The sequence below is a fragment of the Burkholderia sp. MSMB1589WGS genome (assembly GCF_001636105.1).
Taxonomy (GTDB): Bacteria; Pseudomonadota; Gammaproteobacteria; order Burkholderiales; family Burkholderiaceae; genus Burkholderia; species Burkholderia humptydooensis.
In genome coordinates, this window is sequence record NZ_LNJT01000007.1 from 1,890,386 (window position 1) to 1,908,844 (window position 18,459).

Genomic DNA, 18,459 nt, shown 5'->3' on the forward strand with positions numbered 1-18,459 from the left:
TCACATTCAAACGCTTGCAAGCATTCAATCTCAGGAGCATCCGATGAGCAACGTCCCGGCCGATCTGAAATACACCGATGAACACGAGTGGGTGCGCACCGAAGCCGACGGCACGCTGACGGTCGGCATCACCGATCACGCGCAGAGCACGCTCGGCGACATCGTCTTCCTCGAACTGCCGGAAGTCGGCAAGACCGTGTCGGCGGGCGACGCCGTCGGCGTCGTCGAGTCGGTGAAGGCGGCGTCCGACATCTACTCGCCGGTATCGGGCGAAGTCGTCGAAGTGAACGCGGCGATCGTCGACACGCCGGACGAAGTCAACAGCGACGCGTACGCGAGCTGGCTCTTCAAGATCAAGCTCGCCGACGGCGCGTCGTCCGACAAGCTGATCGACGCAGCGGCCTACAGCAAGCTGATCGACTAACAACCATTCACGAACCGCGCGGCGCGTGGGCCGGCTGGCCCCGCCCCGCATGGGACCGCCACGGGGCTGGAGCAAGCGCTGAAGCGCTCACTCCAGCCAGCCGCGCCATGGGATCAGAGTAAGCGCTAAAGCGCTAACTCTGATCGACACAGGACCACCATGAAGCTCGAACACCCGGACCGCCTGATGAACCGCACGCCCCTCTCGCTCGCCGCGCTCGAAACGCACGACGCGTTTGCCGAACGCCACATCGGCCCCGATGCCGCCAGCCAGCAGGCAATGCTCGACACGCTCGGCTTCGCGTCGCGCGCCGACCTGATCGACGCCGTGATCCCCGCGCCGATCCGCCGCGAGGAGACGCTGCCGCTCGGCCCGTTCGCGCAACCGAAGAGCGAGGCGGAAGCGCTCGCCGCGCTGCGCGCGCTCGCGGACAAGAACCAGGTGTTCCGCTCCTACATCGGCCAGGGCTACTACGACACGCACACCCCGGCCGTCATCCTGCGCAACGTGCTCGAAAACCCGGCGTGGTACACCGCGTACACGCCGTACCAGCCTGAAATCTCGCAGGGCCGCCTCGAAGCGCTGCTGAACTTCCAGCAGATGATCGCCGACCTGACAGGCCTCGCAATCGCGAATGCGTCGCTGCTCGACGAGGCGACGGCCGCAGCCGAGGCGATGACGCTGCTGCAACGCGTCGGCAAGCCGCAGTCGAATGTGTTCTACGTCGCCGACGACGTGCTGCCGCAAACGCTCGAAGTAGTGAAAACGCGCGCGAAGCCGGCCGGCATCGAAGTGAAGACGGGCCCGGCCGCCGACGCCGCGGGCGCGAACGCGTTCGGCGTGCTGCTGCAATATCCGGGCGCGAACGGCGATGTGCGCGACTATCGCGCGCTCGCCGAAGCGATCCACGCCGCGGGCGGCCACGTCGTCGTCGCGGCCGACATCCTCGCGCTCACCGTGCTCACGCCGCCCGGCGAATGGGGCGCGGACGTCGCGGTCGGCAACACGCAGCGCTTCGGCGTGCCGATGGGCTTCGGCGGCCCGCACGCCGCATACCTGGCGGTGCGCGACGAATTCAAGCGGCAGATGCCGGGCCGCCTCGTCGGCGTGACCGTCGACGCGCAGGGCAAGTCCGCGCTGCGCCTCGCGCTGCAAACGCGCGAGCAGCACATCCGCCGCGAGAAGGCGACGTCGAACGTCTGCACCGCGCAGGCGCTCCTCGCGATCATGGCGAGCATGTACGCGGTCTATCACGGCCCGCGCGGCCTGAAGACGATCGCGCTGCGCGTGAACCGCATCGCGGCGCTCCTCGCCGCGGGCGTGAAGCAGCTCGGCTACGCAACCGTCAACGACACGTTCTTCGACACGCTGACGATCGACGCCGGCGCGCGCACCGCGCAGATCCACGCGCTCGCGAACGCGAAGCGCATCAACCTGCGCCGCGTGAGCGACACGCGCGTCGGCATCTCGGTCGACGAAACGACGACCCGCACCGATCTCGCCGACCTGCTCGCCATCTTCGCGCAGGCGGCAGGCGCGACGGCGCCCGACGTCGCCGCGCTCGACGCGGCCCTGCCGGGCGCGGCCGTGCTGCCCGCCGGCCTCGAGCGCACGAGCGCGTACCTCACGCACCACGTGTTCAACCGCCACCATTCGGAAACGGAAATGCTGCGCTACCTGCGCAGCCTGTCGGACAAGGATCTCGCGCTCGACCGCTCGATGATCCCGCTCGGCTCGTGCACGATGAAGCTGAACGCGACATCGGAAATGCTGCCCGTCACGTGGCCCGAGTTCGGCCAGATCCACCCGTTCGCGCCCGCCGAGCAGACGGCCGGCTATCGCGAGATGATCGACCAGCTCGAGCAGATGCTCGTCGCGGCGACGGGCTACGCGGCCGTGTCGCTGCAGCCGAACGCCGGTTCGCAGGGCGAGTACGCGGGCCTCCTCGTCATCCGCGCGTATCACGAGTCGCGCGGCGAGAGCCATCGCAACGTCTGCCTGATCCCGGCTTCCGCGCACGGCACGAACCCGGCGTCCGCGCACATGGCGGGCATGAAGGTCGTCGTCGTCGCGTGCGACGCGCAGGGCAACGTCGACATCGCCGATCTGAAGGCGAAGGCCGAGCAGCATGCGAACGACCTCGCGGCGATCATGATCACGTATCCGTCGACGCACGGCGTGTTCGAGCAGAACGTCCGCGAGATCTGCGAGATCGTGCATGCGCACGGCGGCCAAGTGTACGTCGACGGCGCGAACATGAACGCGATGGTCGGCCTGACCGCGCCCGGCCAGTTCGGCGGCGACGTGTCGCACCTGAACCTGCACAAGACCTTCTGCATCCCGCACGGCGGCGGCGGCCCCGGCGTCGGCCCGGTCGCGGTCGGCCCGCACCTCGCGAAGTTCCTGCCGAACCAGCGCTCGACGGGCTACGCGCGCGGCGAAGAAGGCATCGGCGCGGTGTCGGCCGCCCCGTACGGCTCGGCGTCGATCCTGCCGATCTCGTGGATGTACATCGCGATGATGGGCGCGAAGAACCTGACCGCCGCGACCGAAACCGCGATCCTCAACGCGAACTACATCGCGAAGCGCCTCGCGCCGCACTACCCGGTGCTGTACTCGGGCCCGGGCGGGCTGGTCGCGCACGAGTGCATTCTGGATCTGCGCCCGATCAAGGATTCGAGCGGCATCACCGTCGATGACGTCGCGAAGCGCCTGATGGATTACGGCTTCCACGCGCCGACGATGAGCTTCCCGGTGCCCGGCACGCTGATGGTCGAGCCGACCGAATCGGAATCGCAGGAGGAACTGGACCGCTTCGTCGCGGCGATGATCGCGATCCGCGACGAAATCCGCGCGGTCGAGGAGGGCCGCGCCGACCGCGAGGACAATCCGCTGCGTCACGCGCCGCACACGGCGGCCGTCGTCACCGCGAACGAATGGCCGCACGCGTACTCGCGCGAGCAAGCCGCGTTCCCGGTCGCGTCGCTCACGACGAACAAGTACTGGCCGCCCGTCGGCCGTGCGGACAACGCATATGGCGACCGCAACCTGTTCTGCTCCTGCGTGCCGGTATCGGATTACGCCTGACGCGCCGGCGCGGCCCGCGCGCCGCGCCGCCCTTCCTTCACCGACGACGCGCCGTCCGCAATACTTTGTTGCGGACGGCGCGCGTGTTCGCATTCGCCCGCAAGTCCGGCTAACATCTCACACCGCGATCCAGCCAACAAAGGAGTTCTGCATGGTGCGTCAGACGTTTCCGGGCCGCGCGCAGGCGATGCGGCGGCGCTTGAGCGCGCTCGCGCCGGCGCTCGTCGCCGCCGCCGCGCTGGCGGCGGCCGGCCCCGCGCGGGCGGCGATGAATTTCTGCGCCGCCCCCGCGCTGCAAAGCAGCGAGGCGACGCATGCCGAACCGGGCGTGCAGGCGCTCATCAAGAGCGTCGACGCGCACCTGAACGACGAGCCGAAGGCGCTGCCGCGCGTGCACACCGAGGGCACGCTGCCGCACGAGGGCATTTACGACCAGAGCGCCGAGGCGCTCAACGACCTGGAACTGATGCGCAACGCGGCGCTCGCGTGGCGCGTGACGAACCAGAGCCGCTATCTGGCGCTCGTCGACCGCTTTCTGTCGACGTGGGTGAACACGTACCGCCCGAGCTTCAATCCGATCGACGAGACGCGCTTCGAGAGCCTGATCCTCGCGTACGACATGACGGCGAGCGCGCTGCCCGTGAAGACGCGCAACGCGACGGCCGCGTTCATCGCGTCGCTCGGCAACGGCTACGTGCAGGAGATCGACGCGCAGAAGCGCCCGCTCAAGGGCACGTGGCGCAATAACTGGCAAAGCCACCGGATCAAGCTGATCGCGCTCGCCGCATTCACGCTCGGCGACCGCAAGATGATGAACGCCGCGCAGCGGCTCTTCATCGAGCATCTCGCCGACAACATCGAGCCCGACGGCACGACGTACGATTTTCTCGAGCGCGACGCGCTGCACTATGCGGTCTACGATCTGCAGCCGCTCGTCACGGCCGCGCTCGCCGCGCGGCGCTTCAACCGCAACTGGCTGCGCGAGCGCGCGCCGAACGGCGCGACGCTCGCCGCCGCGCTCGACTGGCTCGCGCCGTACGCGCGCGGCGAGAAGACGCACGAGGAATTCGTCCACTCGCCGGTGCCGTTCGACGCGAAGCGCCGCGAGGCGGGCCTGCCCGGCTACTCGGGCGCGTGGGAGCCGAAGAACGCGACCGAGCTGTTCCATCTCGCCGCGCGCCTCGACGGCCGCTACACGGGCATCGCCCAACAACTGTCGCCGATGCCGCCGGCGTGGCTGGCCGCGTGCCTGCCGTTGCCGGCGCGGTGATCCCCTCATACATCCGGTCATTCAGGAAACGAAATGGCAGTCAGCGTGTTCGATCTTTTCAAAATCGGTATCGGCCCGTCGAGTTCGCACACGGTCGGGCCGATGCGCGCCGCGCTGATGTTCGCGCAAGGGCTCGAGCGAGACGCGCTGCTCGCCGCGACCGCGAGCGTGAAGGTCGAGCTGTACGGCTCGCTCGGCGCGACCGGCAAGGGCCACGGCACCGACCGCGGCGTGATGCTCGGCCTGATGGGCGACGCGCCCGACACCGTCGATCCGTCGACAATCGCCGCGCGGCTCGATGCGGTGCGCGACTCGAAGGCGCTTGCGCTGCTCGGCACGCATCCGGTGCCGTTCGTGCCGAAGGAGCACATCGCGTTCTACCGGCAGGCGCTGCCCGAGCATCCCAATGCGATGAAGCTGCGCGCGACCGACGCGACGGGCGCGGTGCTGCGCGAGGCGACGTATCTGTCGGTGGGCGGCGGCTTCGTCGTCACCGCGGGCGCGGCGAACACGAAGGTGCTCGCCGCCGCCGAGCAGATGCCGCATTCGTTCCGCACGGGCGCCGAGCTGCTCGCGCTCACCGCGTCGACCGGCAAGTCGATCGCGCAGTTGATGTGGGAGAACGAGCGCGCGTGGCACACCGACGAGGAAACGCGCACGGGGCTTATGAAGATCTGGGACGTGATGCAGTCGTGCGTCGCGCGCGGCTGCGGAATCGGCAATCCGGACGCCGACGGCAACCTGCCCGGCCCGTTCCAGGTCAAGCGCCGCGCGCCGCAGCTCTACCGCGCGCTGACGGGCAATCCGGAACGCGCGCTGCAGGACCCGCTGTCGATGATCGACTGGATCAACCTGTACGCGATCGCGGTCAACGAGGAGAACGCGGCGGGCGGGCGCGTCGTCACCGCGCCGACCAACGGCGCGGCGGGCATCATCCCGGCCGTCCTCCATTACTACACGCGCTTCACGCCGGGCGCGAACGAGCAAGGCGTGGCCGACTTCCTGATGACCGCGGCGGCGATCGGCATCCTCTACAAGCTCAACGCGTCGATCTCGGGCGCCGAAGTCGGCTGCCAGGGCGAAGTCGGCGTCGCGTGCTCGATGGCGGCGGGCGCGCTCGCCGCGGTGCTGGGCGGCACGCCGCAGCAGGTGGAGAACGCCGCCGAGATCGGGATGGAGCACAACCTCGGCCTCACCTGCGATCCGGTCGGCGGGATGGTGCAGATTCCGTGCATCGAGCGCAACGCGATGGCGTCGGTGAAGGCCGTCAACGCCGCGCGGATGGCGCTGCGCGGCGACGGCAGCCACTACGTGTCGCTCGACTCCGTGATCAAGACGATGCGCGAAACCGGCGCGGACATGAAAACGAAATACAAGGAGACCTCGCGCGGCGGGTTGGCGGTGAACATCGTCGAGTGCTGAGTGCTGACGCGCGGGCGCGGCGCGCGAACATCGCTGCCGTGCAGCACGCGCCCGCGCCTTCCGCCGCCCCTTCAACCGGCGTAAGCTGTACGTCCCGCCACGAAGGGAGCCCGTCTTACATGTCGATTTCCCCGGACCGAGAGCAGCGCGCCGCCACCGGCGCACGCCTGCTCGTCGACGCCCTGCTCGCGAATCACGTCGAGCGCGTGTTCTGTGTTCCCGGCGAGAGCTTTCTCGCCGTCCTCGATTCCCTCGCCGACGAGACCGAACGCATCCAGACCGTCGTCTGCCGGCACGAAGCCGCCGCCGCGAACATGGCGGAGGCGCTCGGTAAGCTGACCGGCCGGCCCGGCGTCGCGTTCGTCACGCGCGGCCCCGGCGCGACGCACGCGTCGATCGGCGTGCATACCGCGTTCCAGGATTCGACGCCGATGATCCTCTTCATCGGCCAGTGCGCGCGCGAGCATCTCGATCGCGAGGCGTTCCAGGAAATCGACTATCGGCGGATGTTCGGCCAGCTCGCGAAGTGGGTCGCGCAGATCGACGATCCGCGCCGCGTCCCCGAATACCTGAGCCATGCGTTTCACGTCGCGATGTCGGGCCGGCCCGGCCCCGTCGTGCTCGCGCTGCCCGAGGACGTGCTGTCCGAGCCGTGCGCGGCGCAACCCGTCGCGCCCGCGGCGAAGCGCATCGCCGCCGCGCCGTCCGCCGCGCAGATGAGCGAGCTGCGCGAGCGGCTCGCGCGCGCTCGGCGGCCGCTCGTGATCGCGGGCGGCAGCGGCTGGACGCCCGACGCGTGCGCGGATCTGCGCACCTTCGTCGAGCGCTGGCAATTGCCGGTCGCGTGCGCGTTCCGCTATCAGGACACGTTCGACAACGAGCATCTGCAGTACGCGGGCGACGTCGGCCTCGGCGTGAACCCCGAGCTCGCGCGCCGCATCCGCGAAGCAGATCTGCTGTTCGCGCTCGGCCCGCGCCTCGGCGAAGCGACGACGGGCGGCTACACGCTGATCGACATTCCGAAGCCGAAGCAGGTGCTCGTTCATGTGCATCAGGGCGCGGACGAGCTGGGGCGCGTCTATGCGGCCGATCTGCCGATCGCCTCCGGCATGCCCGAGATCGCCGCGCAGCTCGCCGCGCTCGAGCCGCCGGCGTCGCCCGCGTGGGCGGGCAGCGCCGCCGACGCGCATCGCGCGTACCTCGACTGGCGCGCGCCGCGGCCGATGCCGGGCGACGTGCAGCTCGGCGACCTGATGCGGCAATTGCGCGAACGGCTGCCGCACGACGCGATCGTCACGAACGGCGCCGGCAACTACGCGGCATGGCTGCATCGCCACTTCGCATACCGGCACTTCCGCTCGCAGCTCGCGCCGACGAGCGGCGCGATGGGCTACGGCGTGCCGGCCGCGCTCGCCGCGAAATCGCTGTATCCGCAGCGCACGGTCGTCGCGCTCGCGGGCGACGGCTGCTTCATGATGGCGGGCAACGAGCTCGCGACCGCGATCCAGTACGGGCTCGCGATCATCGTGCTCGTCGTGAACAACGGCCATTTCGGCACGATCCGCATGCATCAGGAGCGCAACTATCCGGGGCGGGTGCACGGCACCGGGCTCACGAACCCGGATTTCGCCGCGTATGCGCGCGCGTTCGGCGCGCACGGCGAGACCGTCGAGCGCACCGCCGATTTCTTGCCCGCGCTCGACCGCGCGCTCGCGAGCGGCCTGCCCGCGCTGATCGAGATCCGCGTGCCGCAGGACGCGTGCACGCCCGCTGCGACGCTCGAGCAGGTGCGCGAGCAAGGGCTGCGCGCGCGGCGCGCCTGACGGCACGGCCGATGAGCGCTCCTTCGCGATGACGACGACATTCGACGAGACCGTGCTGTCGCCCGCCGACGCGCTCGCGTACCCCGGCACGCTGCTCGCGCCGGACGGACGGCTCGTCGCGCCCTACGATCTCGAATGCGCGGGCGCCGACGCGCGCGGCTACGTCGGCGCGGCGGCCCGCGCCGGGCTGTTGCATGCGGCAAGCCGCCCGTTCACGCTCGATTACGCGACGTTGTCGACGGTTCACGTGATCAACGGCATGGGCGTCGCGCTCGGCGATTCGGTGATCGGGCTGACCGCGCTCGCGGCGATCGAGGCGCGCCATCCGCACGTGCGCTTCGTGCTGTACCGGCCCGCGCGCGCGCCCGCGTATGTCGACGCGCTTTACCGGCTCGCGGCCGACACGATCGCGCCGATCCGCGCGCTGCCGTGGCCCGCCGCCGGCCTGCCGGCGCGCGACACGCGCATTGACCTCGGCAATCACCTGTACTGGCCCGCATTCGCGGCGCTGCCGATGATCGACTTCTTCCTCGCGTCGCTCGGCGTGCCGCCCGAGTCGATCGCGGCCGACGCGAAATGCAACCGCTGGCTTGCGCGATTGACGCTGCCCGCGCTGCCGCCCGAATGGCGCGGCCGGCCGTACGCGCTGTTCTGCCCGCAGGCGAGCACGCCGCTGCGCAGCATCCCGGCGGCGCGGCGCGCGGCGCTCGTCGAGCGGCTCGCGCGGACCTATCGGCTGCCCGTGCTCGGCTTCGGGCCGATCGATCATCCGGACTATGTCGACGTGAGCGGCCACTCCGCCGATACCGCGCATTTCGTCAGTTGGGTCGGGCAGGCGAGCGTCGCGCTCTGCGCGGACACGTCGGCCGTGCACATCGCGGCCGGGTTCGACGTGCCGACGCTCGCGTGCTTTTCGAGCATCGCGCCCGAGCTGCGGGTGCGCGACTATCCGTTTTGCACGGCAATCGAGCTCGATGTGCCCGAGATGCTGCGCAATCGCCACAAAAGCGAGGCAGCGGACGATATCGCGCAAGTCGACGCCGCGTATCGGCGAATCGACTGGGACACGATCGCGTGGCCGCAGCCGCGGGGGTGAGCGTCGGCGCGGCTGAGCGGCCGATTTCGCCGGCGCGCCGTTCGCCGCCTCAGCAGGCGAGCGCGTCGCGCAGCGTCTCCGACGGCCGCGCGCCGAACATCCGCCGATAGTCGGTCGCGAACTGGCTCAGGTGCCAGAACCCCCACGCGGCCGCCACGTCCTGCACCGAATCCGCCGCGCGCCCGCGCAGGTCGCGCCGCACGCCGTTCAGCCGCAGCGCGCGCAGATAGGTCGCGGGCGCCATCCCGAGCACGTCCTGAAAACAGTATTGCAGCGTGCGCCGGCTCACGTGCAGTTGCTCGCACAGCTCCGGCACGCCGACGGGCCGCGAGCGGTGCGCGAGCACGTAGTCGCGCGCGGCCACGACGATCTTGCGGCGCCGCGACGAATGCTCGACCGTCGCGGCGGCGGCGGGCGACGCGCACAGATCGAACAGCGCCGCGAGCACCTCCGCCTGCAGATCGTTGCGCGCGCAGTCGGACAGCGGCGCGAGCGCCGCGCTCATCGCGTCCGCGTCGTCGAGACGCTGCGCGAGCAGCGCGCACAGCCGCGTGAGCCGCGCCTCGCCGACGCGCACGACGGGCACGAGCGGCAATCGCTCGTCGAGCCCGCAGCGCTCGACCTCCTCCGCATAGCGGCGCAGCACCGCGCCGCGCACGACGACGCCGTAGATCGAGAATTGCGCGGGCGTCAGCAGCTCGAATTCGACGTTGCCAGGCCGGAACGCGAGCGCGTCGGCGGCGATCGGCCGCGCGTCGATGCGCGCCGCGCCGTCGCGCGCGACCGGAATGCCGAACCAGTACGCATCGCCGCGCACCTCGCATGCCTGCCGCAGCGTGTGGCTCGTCGTCTCGCGGAACACCTTCATCGTGTCGAGCGGCAGCTCGGTCAGCGTGCCGACGAAGCGGCCCGCCGCGAGCTGGTCGTAGGTCTGGCGCCAGCCGATCAGGTTGCGCGCCTGCTCGTCGGCGTCGTGCGCGACGCTGACGACCGCGCGCCCGGCCGCGCCGCCGTCGCCGTCCGCGCTGCGCCCCGTGTCCTCCGCCGTCGTCTCGGCGCCGGCGTGCCCGTAATCCATCGCGCCTCCTTTTGCGTCGCTGAAGCTGAAACGATCCGCCCGAATACGCAATTCCCGTGCCGAAGCGTACCCCCGCCAAAATCGCCCGCGTCGGTGCGACGCTGTGCCGCGCCTGAACAACCGGCGCGCGGCGGGTGTTCAACGACGGCGCAGTCCGCCGCGCGCAGCCGCGCCGCGCGCGCGCCGAGCCCCGCGCCGGCGCGCCGATGCACCGCGGTGCGGCCCGCTGGCACGGTTTTGGCGTAACGATCGGTGTCGCGCACGTCGCGCGGCGCATCACCGATACCGACATGCGAGGAGCAACGATGAATCACGCGGACATGCAACATCTGAACATCGAATTCCCGTACCGCAAGCAGTACGGGAATTTCATCGGCGGCGAATGGGTCGCCCCAGTCGGCGGCGAGTATTTCGACAACGTCTCGCCCGTCACTGGCCGGCCGTTCACCGCGATCCCTCGCTCGCGCGCAGCCGACGTCGAGCTCGCGCTCGACGCCGCGCACGCGGCGAAGGCGGGCTGGGCCGCGACGGGCGCGGCCGAGCGCGCGAACGTGCTGCTGAAGATCGCCGACCGGATGGAGGCGAACCTCACGCGCCTCGCTGTCGCCGAGACGATCGACAACGGCAAGCCGCTGCGCGAGACCACCGCGGCCGACGTGCCGCTCGCGATCGACCACTTCCGCTACTTCGCGGGCTGCATCCGCGCGCAGGAAGGCTCGATCGCCGACATCGGCGACGACATGGTCGCCTATCACTTCCACGAGCCGCTCGGCGTCGTCGGCCAGATCATCCCGTGGAACTTCCCATTGCTGATGGCCGCGTGGAAGCTCGCGCCCGCGCTCGCGGCCGGCAACTGCGTCGTGCTCAAGCCCGCCGAGCAGACGCCCGCGTCGATCCTCGTGTTCGCCGAGCTGATCCAGGATCTGCTGCCGCCCGGCGTGCTCAACATCGTCAACGGCTTCGGGCTCGAGGCGGGCAAGCCGCTCGCGTCGAGCAAGCGGATCGCGAAGATCGCGTTCACGGGCGAGACGTCGACGGGCCGCCTCATCATGCAGTACGCGAGCGAGAACCTGATCCCCGTCACGCTCGAGCTCGGCGGCAAGAGCCCGAACATCTTCTTCGCCGACGTGATGGACCGCGACGACAGCTACTTCGACAAGGCGCTCGAAGGCTTCGCGATGTTCGCTCTGAACCAGGGCGAGGTCTGCACGTGCCCGTCGCGCGCGCTCGTCGAGGAGAGCATCTACGATCGCTTCATCGAGCGTGCGTTGAAGCGCGTCGAGGCGATCAAGCAGGGCCATCCGCTCGACGCGCAGACGATGATCGGCGCGCAGGCGTCGGCCGAGCAGCTCGAGAAGATCCTGTCGTACATCGACATCGGCCGCGGCGAAGGCGCGCAGTGCCTGACGGGCGGCGAGCGCAACGTGCTCGGCGGCGAGCTCGCCGAAGGCTATTACGTGAAGCCGACCGTGTTCCGCGGCCACAACAAGATGCGCATCTTCCAGGAAGAGATCTTCGGGCCGGTGCTCGCGGTGACGACGTTCCAGACCGAGGAGGAAGCGCTCGAGATCGCGAACGACACGCTGTACGGCCTCGGCGCGGGCGTCTGGACGCGCGACGGCAACCGCGCATACCGCGTCGGCCGCGGCATCCAGGCGGGCCGCGTGTGGACGAACTGCTATCACGCGTATCCGGCGCACGCGGCGTTCGGCGGCTACAAGCAGTCGGGCATCGGCCGCGAGACGCACAAGATGATGCTCGACCACTACCAGCAGACGAAAAACCTGCTCGTCAGCTACGGCGAGAAGCCGCTCGGGTTCTTCTGATCCCGCGCGGAAGCGGCGCGGGCGGCAGTCGCTCGCGCGCCGCATGATCGGCTTGGCCTGGCCCGGCGGACTCGCGTGTCGATGCGGTTCCGTCGGGCCTTTTTGCGCTTGCGTCGATTCTGCCTTGACGCTTCTGCCGGCCCTTCCGTCATTGGCCCTTCTTCCGCCATCGGCTCTTCAGCCGTTGCGTCGTCCGTCACCGCATCGTTCGTCGGCCACGCGATCGCCGCGCCAAGCCGGCGTGCGGCCGCCGCCCCCTTTCAACCGCACTCGCGATCGAGCGTCAGCGCACGACGATCGCGCGAGCGCGCCGGCCCGGACGCCGGCTCGCCGTGCGCGCGGGTCCGGCTCAGGAACGCGAACGCGGCGAGCGCGCACAGCAGCGTGACGGCCGTCAGCCCTTCGAGCAGGCTGCCGAACGCGGCCGCATAGCTTTGCCGCAGCGCATCGCGCGCGACGCCCGGCAGCAGCGCGGCCGCATGCGCGAGGTCGCCCGTCGCGAGCCGCGCGGCGGCCTCGTGCACGGCGGCGGGCGCGGCGAGCGGCGCCGCCGCGTCGCGCACGTGCGATTGCGCGAACGTCGCGAGCATCGCATTGACGATCGCGAGCGCGATCCCCTCGCCCGCGACGCGCGTCGTGCTGAAAATGCCCGTCGCCATTCCGGCGCGCTCCTTCGGCACGACGCTCACCGACAAACCGTCCATCAGACCCCACGGCATCCCCGCGCCGAGCCCGATCGCGAGCATCGGCGCGATCGCCGCCGCGCCCGCGCCGGCGTGCAGCGCGCGGCCGAGCCACCCGAGGCCCGCGGCCGCGATCACGAGCCCGATGCCCGAGATCACGCCCGCAGACATCCAGCGCGTGAGCGCCGCCGCGAGCATCGGCACGACGAGCATCGGCGCGGACAGCGCGAGCATCAGCCAGCCGGCGTCGATTTCGCTGAAGCCGTCGATGCCGATGAAGCGCAGCGGCAGCACGACGAGCAGCACGACGTAGCAGCAGCAGGTCGCAACCGGCAGCACCTGCACGCCGACGAAGCGCGGGTAGCGAAACAGCGACAGGTCGAGCATCGGCCGCGCGACGCGCGCCTCGATCGCCGCGAACGCGATCGCGCAGAGCGCCGCGCCCGCGAGCAGCGCCGCGACGAGCGGGCTCGCCCAGCCGCTTGCCTGCGCCTGGATCACGCCGAACGTGAAGCACGACAGCATCGCGGTGAACGCGAGCGTGCCCGCCCAGTCGAGACGCTGCGCATTCGGATCGCGCGACTCGCGCATCCGCGGCACGCCGAACGCGAGCGACAGCGCGCCGGCCACGGTGCCCGTCGCGAAGATCGCGCGCCAGCCGAAGCGCTCGATCAGCACGCCCGCGAGCACCGGACCGAACGCGAGCCCGAGCCCGAACGTCGTGCCGAGCACGCTGAACGCGCGGGTGCGCGCGGCGCCGTCGAACTCCTGGGCGAGCGCGGCCGTGCCGCCCGCCAGCGCCGCGGCGGCCGCAACGCCTTGCGCGGCGCGCAGCAGATCGACGGCGACGATCGACGGCGCGAAGCCGAGCGCGAGCGAGCACGCGGTGAAGCCGCCGACGCCCGCCGCGAACACGCGCTTGCGGCCGAACTGGTCGGCGAGCGCGCCCGCCGCCATCAGCAGGCTGCCGAACGTCAGCATGAACGCGTTCGTGATCCAGTTCATCGCGACCGGGCCGCCGCCGAGATCGCGGCCGATCGCGGGCGTCGCGACCGCGCCGCCCGAGAAGCTGAGCGGCAGCGCGAGCGCGGCGAGGCAGACGGCCGCGAGTATCGCGAGCCGCTCAGCGGAAAAAGATCGGTCCATCATCGTCGCTCCGTTCAAAAAGCGCCGGTCGTCGCGCCGCGGTTTCATCTGCGGCGGCGAACCCTCCGGCCGAGCGACGAACGATAATCCGGATTCAATCGACGAAAAACAACGCAAGATTCCGTATATTGCGGAGCTGAATTCCGCAATATCGACCAACGAAGGGAAACGGAGCGATATGGACAACCTGAACGGCATCGTCGCGTTCGTCCGCACGGCGGAGACGCTCAGCTTCGTCGCGGCGGGACGCAAGCTCGGCGTGTCGGCGTCGGCGGTCGGCAAGACGATCGCGAAGCTCGAGCGCACGCTCGGCGTGCGGCTCTTCCACCGGACGACGCGCAAGGTCACGCTGACCGACGAAGGACGCCATTTCCACGAACGCTGCCACCGCGCGCTCGAAGAGCTGCGCGACGCGCAGGCGAGCGTGTCGCAGAGCGCGCAGACGCCGCGCGGCCGGCTGCGCGTGAGCCTGCCCGTGATCGGCTACCGGTTCCTGCTGCCTGTCCTGCCGGAATTCAAGCGCCGCTATCCGGACGTCGAGCTGGATCTCGATTTCAACGACCGGCTGGTCGACGTCGTCGAAGGCGGCTTCGACGCGGTGATCCGCAGCGGCGCGCTCAGCGATTCGAGCCTGATGTCACGCCGTCTCGGACCGTTCAGCTTTCTGCTGTGCGCGTCGCCCGCGTATCTCGCGCAGGCGGGCGCGCCGCGCACGCTGCGCGAGCTCGACGCGCACGCATGCGTGCGCTACCGCTTCCCGACGACGGGCAAGCTGCAGCCGTGGGGGCTGCTGCCCGACGGCAGCGAACCGCCGAACCTGCACACCGCGATGACATGCAACAACATGGAGGCGCTGCGCGCGGCGGTGATGTCGGGGTTCGGCATCGGCTACATGCCGGATTTCCTCGCGCGCGACGCGCTCGCCGACGGCGCGCTCGCGACCGTGCTCGACGCATACCGGATCGGCCCCGGGCAGTTCTCGATCCTGTGGCCGTCGAACCGGCAGTTGTCGCCGAAGGTGAGGGTGTTCGTCGATTTCGTTTGCGAGCGGCTGTTTCGCGACGCGTGAGCGCCGGACCTCGGCCCCCCGAACGCGTATTGCGTGACACATCGGCTGCCCGCCGGCTCGAAAATACTCGTCCGATTTTCGGTTGCCGCCCGCGCGCGACGCGCGTTATCGTCGTCGCATTGCATCCGCTGGAGCCCGCCATGCGCATCGCCGACCCGCGGCTCGCCGACGTCTGTTACCGCGCGCTCGTCGACCGCTCGCCCGAGTATGCGGGCATGTTCTTCGTCGGCGTGAAGACGACGTCGGTGTTCTGCATCTCGACCTGCCGCGCGCGCAAGCCGAAGCGCGAGAACGTCGAGTTCTTCACGACGTTCGACGACGCGCTCGCGGCCGGCTATCGCCCGTGCAAGATCTGCCGGCCGACGCGCCCGGCGAGCGAGCCGCCCGCCGCCGTCGCACGGGCGCTCGCGCTCGTCGGCGCGCATCCGCACGAGCGGATTTCCGACGACGCGCTGCGCGCGCACGGCATCGGCCCCGAAAGCCTGCGCCGCTGGTTCGCGCGGCACTACGGGATGACGTTCCACGCGTACCAGCGGATGCTCAGGATCGACGCCGCGCGGCAGACGATGCGCGACGGCGCGCGCGCGACCGACGCCGCATTCGACGCCGGCTACGGCTCGCTGAGCGGCTTCGCGCACACGTTCAGGAAAATTTTCGGAGATACGCCGATGCAAGGCGCCCATGCGAACACGATCGTCACCGCCCGCTTCACGACGCCGCTCGGCCCGATGTTCGTCGGCGCGACGGACAACGGCGTCTGCCTGCTCGAATTCGTCGATCGGCGCACGCTCGCCGCCGAATTCGCCGATCTCGAGCGCCTGCTCGGCGCGCGCGTGCTCGTCGGCGAGAACCGGCACACGCGGCAGGCGCAACAGGAGATCGCCGAATATTTCGCGGGCGCGCGGCAGCGCTTCGACGTCGCGCTCGACGCGCCCGGCACCGCGTTCCAGCGCGCCGCATGGCGGCAGTTGCTGACCGTGCCCTATGCGCGCACCGCGTCGTATCAGGAGCAGGCGCGCAAGCTCGGCAGCCCGCTCGCGGTGCGTGCAGTCGCCGCGGCGAACGGCGCGAACCGCATCTCGATCATCGTGCCGTGCCACCGGATCATCGGCAAGGACGGGGCGCTGACCGGCTATGGCGGCGGCCTCGAGCGCAAGCGGTGGCTGCTGGAACACGAGCGCCGGCATGCGGACGTGCCCCTCGAGGCGGCTGAATCGGGCCGGTCGGGCCAATTCGCGTGACGGGCGCGCGGCGTCGCGCCATCGCCGGCCGCGCCGCAACGCGCCGAAACCGGCTCACTCCGCCGCCAGACGCTCCGCTTCCGTCCGCGCGGCGGGCAGCAGCGCATCGCTGTCGTCCTTGAGCCCGACGCCCGTGAGCCCGAGCCGCCGCGCATGCGTCAGCAGATAGTGCAGCTTGTGCGCGGCCGCGTCGTACGGCAGCCCTTCGGGCCGCACGTTCGAGACGCAGTTGCGCTGCGCGTCGTGGCAGCCGACCTTCGGCGCATACGTCAGATACACGCCGAGGCTGTCCGGCGAGCTCAAGCCCGGCCGCTCGCCGATCAGCATCGCGACGAGGCGCGCGCCGAGCAGCTCGCCGATCTCGTCGCCGAGCGCGACGCGCGCCTGCCGCGCGACGACGACGGGCCCGATCCGCCAGCCCTCGAGCTTCGGCCGCACCGCGTTCAGGAGCGGCAGCGCCTGCTTCGCGGCCGCGAACGCCGACAGCCCGTCGGCGACGACGAACACGACGTCCGGCGCTTCGCCGAGCGCCGCGCCGCACCCGGCGAGCAGCGCGCGGCTGTCGTCGGACAGTTTGCGGCCGAGGTCCGGCCGCCGCAGGTAATGCTGCCGGTCCGGCGCGGCGCTCTGCACGCCGAGCGTCGGCAGCCCGGCCGCTTCGATGTCGCGGCGCAGCGCATCGGCGTCGAGCGGCTGATGGACGGCATCGCGCGCCTGCGCATGCGACAGGTTGAACGCGAGCAGCGGCGCGGTCGGCAAGCTGTTGCCCGCGCGGCCGAGCGCGATCCGCGCGTTCGTGAACGACTTCAGTTGCCCCCACGGGTTCTTTTCGACCGCGTCGCTCATGCTGAAAACCCCATCCAGTCGTTCGCGCCGGCGAGCAGCGGCACGCGCGCCGACGCGGCGCGCAGCGCGCCGTGCGCATCCGTGATCTCCATCGTTTCCAGCCACTCCTCGAACTCGGGCGCGCGGCGCAGGCCGAGCACCTCGCGCACGTAGAGCTGATCGTGAAACGACGTGCTCTGGTAGTTCAGCATCACGTCGTCCGCGCCGGGAATGCCCATGATGAAGTTGATGCCCGCCGCGCCGAGCAGCGTCAGCAGGTTGTCCATGTCGTCCTGATCGGCCTGCGCGTGGTTCGTGTAGCAGATGTCGCAGCCCATCGGCACGCCGAGCAGCTTGCCGCAGAAGTGATCCTCGAGCCCCGCGCGGATGATCTGCTTGCCGTCGTACAGATATTCGGGGCCGATGAAGCCGACCACCGTGTTGACGAGAAACGGCTCGAACGCGCGCGCGACCGCATACGCGCGCACTTCGCAGGTCTGCTGATCGACGCCGTGATGCGCGTTCGCCGACAGCGCGCTGCCCTGGCCCGTCTCGAAGTACATCAGGTTGTCGCCGACCGTGCCGCGCTTGAGCGTCAGCGCCGCATCGCGCGCCTCGGCGAGCAGCGCGAGCGAAACGCCGAAGCTCGCGTTCGCCTGCTCGGTGCCCGCGATCGACTGGAACACGAGATCGACGGGCGCGCCCTTCTCGATCGCCGCGATCGTGTTCGTCACGTGCGTGAGCACGCACGATTGCGTCGGCACGCGGTAGCGCTCGCGGAACGCGTCGATCATCGCGAGCAGCTTCGTGATCGCGGCGAGGCTGTCCGTCGCCGGGTTGATGCCGATCATCGCGTCGCCGCAGCCGTACATCAGCCCGTCGAGCATCGATGCGGCGATGCCCTTCACGTCGTCGGTCGGATGGTTCGGCTGCAGCCGCACCGACATCCGCCCCGGCAGCCCGACCGTGTTCCGGAAGCGCGTGACGACGCGGCGCTTTCTCGCCGCCGCGATCAGGTCCTGATTGCGCATCAGCTTCGACACCGCCGCGACCATCTCCGGCGTGAGGCCGGGCGCGATCCGCTCGAGCGCGGCCGCATCGGCTGCGCTCGACAGCAGCCAGTTGCGGAAATCGCCGACCGTCAGGTGCGAGATCTCGGCGAATGCGTCGCGCGAATGCGTGTCGACGACGAGGCGCGTGACCTCGTCGTCTTCGTAGGGAATCACCGCCTCGTTCAGGAACGCGTCAAGCGGCACGCTCGCGAGCGCCATCTTCGCGGCGACGCGCTCCTCCTCGGTCGCGGCCGCGACGCCCGCGAGCTGGTCGCCGGAACGCAAAGGGCTCGCCTTCGCGAGCAGCGTCTTCAGGTCCGCGAAGCGGTAGGTGCGCGGACCGATCGTCTCCGTATATCGCATCTGGACTCCTTGTCGTCGCGGCCGCGCACCGCCCTCCGGCGCGCGGCACGCGCT

The 18,459-nt window shown here is 70.3% G+C and carries 13 protein-coding genes; 9 read left to right on the forward strand and 4 right to left on the reverse strand.

The features are described from left to right. The first annotated feature begins 43 nt into the window (after nucleotides 1-43). The 6 genes from gcvH to WT16_RS16685 all read left to right on the forward strand — a co-directional run bounded on the left by gcvH (nucleotide 44) and on the right by WT16_RS16685 (nucleotide 9,122). Nucleotides 44-424, forward strand: coding sequence for a glycine cleavage system protein GcvH (gcvH, locus tag WT16_RS16660; RefSeq protein WP_063533717.1), 381 nt, complete (start codon nucleotides 44-46; stop codon nucleotides 422-424). A 159-nt stretch (nucleotides 425-583) separates the two neighbouring features. Further along, a complete protein-coding gene (gene gcvP, locus WT16_RS16665; RefSeq protein WP_063533718.1) occupies nucleotides 584-3,511 on the forward strand; it encodes an aminomethyl-transferring glycine dehydrogenase in 2,928 nt (975 codons plus the stop codon). Nucleotides 3,512-3,662: 151 nt separating this feature from the next. Next, nucleotides 3,663-4,781 carry an alginate lyase family protein gene (locus WT16_RS16670; protein WP_006023891.1) on the forward strand — a complete coding sequence of 373 codons (1,119 nt, stop codon included), beginning with the start codon at nucleotides 3,663-3,665 and terminating at the stop codon, nucleotides 4,779-4,781. 33 nt (nucleotides 4,782-4,814) lie between these two features. Continuing rightward, entirely contained in the window at nucleotides 4,815-6,203 is a 1,389-nt protein-coding gene (locus WT16_RS16675; protein WP_006023892.1) for an L-serine ammonia-lyase, read from the forward strand. Between the two features lie 119 nt (nucleotides 6,204-6,322). Beyond that, nucleotides 6,323-8,026 (forward strand): thiamine pyrophosphate-binding protein, encoded by a 1,704-nt coding sequence (locus WT16_RS16680; protein ID WP_063533719.1) that lies wholly within the window; start codon nucleotides 6,323-6,325, stop codon nucleotides 8,024-8,026. Nucleotides 8,027-8,054: 28 nt separating this feature from the next. Further along, the gene (locus WT16_RS16685; RefSeq protein WP_063533720.1) at nucleotides 8,055-9,122 is read left to right on the forward strand and encodes a hypothetical protein; all 1,068 of its coding nucleotides are present in this window, start codon (nucleotides 8,055-8,057) and stop codon (nucleotides 9,120-9,122) included. Nucleotides 9,123-9,171: 49 nt separating this feature from the next. Here the strand turns inward: WT16_RS16685 and WT16_RS16690 are convergent, their stop codons facing one another. Then, nucleotides 9,172-10,200 carry a helix-turn-helix domain-containing protein gene (locus WT16_RS16690; protein WP_063533721.1) on the reverse strand — a complete coding sequence of 343 codons (1,029 nt, stop codon included), beginning with the start codon at nucleotides 10,198-10,200 and terminating at the stop codon, nucleotides 9,172-9,174. A gap of 305 nt (nucleotides 10,201-10,505) precedes the next feature. On the opposite strand from WT16_RS16690, the gene adh reads away from it, so the two are divergent. Next, on the forward strand, nucleotides 10,506-12,026 hold the full coding sequence (gene adh, locus WT16_RS16695; protein WP_015601253.1) for an aldehyde dehydrogenase: 1,521 nt from the start codon (nucleotides 10,506-10,508) through the stop codon (nucleotides 12,024-12,026). 260 nt (nucleotides 12,027-12,286) lie between these two features. Here the strand turns inward: adh and WT16_RS31570 are convergent, their stop codons facing one another. Beyond that, on the reverse strand, nucleotides 12,287-13,855 hold the full coding sequence (locus WT16_RS31570; protein ID WP_082874906.1) for an MFS transporter: 1,569 nt from the start codon (nucleotides 13,853-13,855) through the stop codon (nucleotides 12,287-12,289). 178 nt (nucleotides 13,856-14,033) lie between these two features. Here WT16_RS31570 and WT16_RS16705 point away from each other — a divergent pair, with 178 nt between their 5' ends. After that, a complete protein-coding gene (locus tag WT16_RS16705; protein ID WP_006023898.1) occupies nucleotides 14,034-14,924 on the forward strand; it encodes a LysR family transcriptional regulator in 891 nt (296 codons plus the stop codon). 140 nt (nucleotides 14,925-15,064) lie between these two features. Then, nucleotides 15,065-16,165 (forward strand): methylated-DNA--[protein]-cysteine S-methyltransferase, encoded by a 1,101-nt coding sequence (locus WT16_RS16710; protein ID WP_063533722.1) that lies wholly within the window; start codon nucleotides 15,065-15,067, stop codon nucleotides 16,163-16,165. 54 nt (nucleotides 16,166-16,219) lie between these two features. Here the strand turns inward: WT16_RS16710 and eutC are convergent, their stop codons facing one another. Next, on the reverse strand, nucleotides 16,220-17,011 hold the full coding sequence (eutC, locus tag WT16_RS16715) for an ethanolamine ammonia-lyase subunit EutC (protein ID WP_015600554.1): 792 nt from the start codon (nucleotides 17,009-17,011) through the stop codon (nucleotides 16,220-16,222). After that, complete coding sequence (locus WT16_RS16720; RefSeq protein WP_063533723.1) at nucleotides 17,008-18,405, reverse strand: ethanolamine ammonia-lyase subunit EutB; 1,398 nt, start codon at nucleotides 18,403-18,405, stop codon at nucleotides 17,008-17,010. The genes eutC and WT16_RS16720 overlap by 4 nt, the downstream gene beginning before the upstream one ends. Nucleotides 18,406-18,459 lie beyond the last annotated feature (54 nt).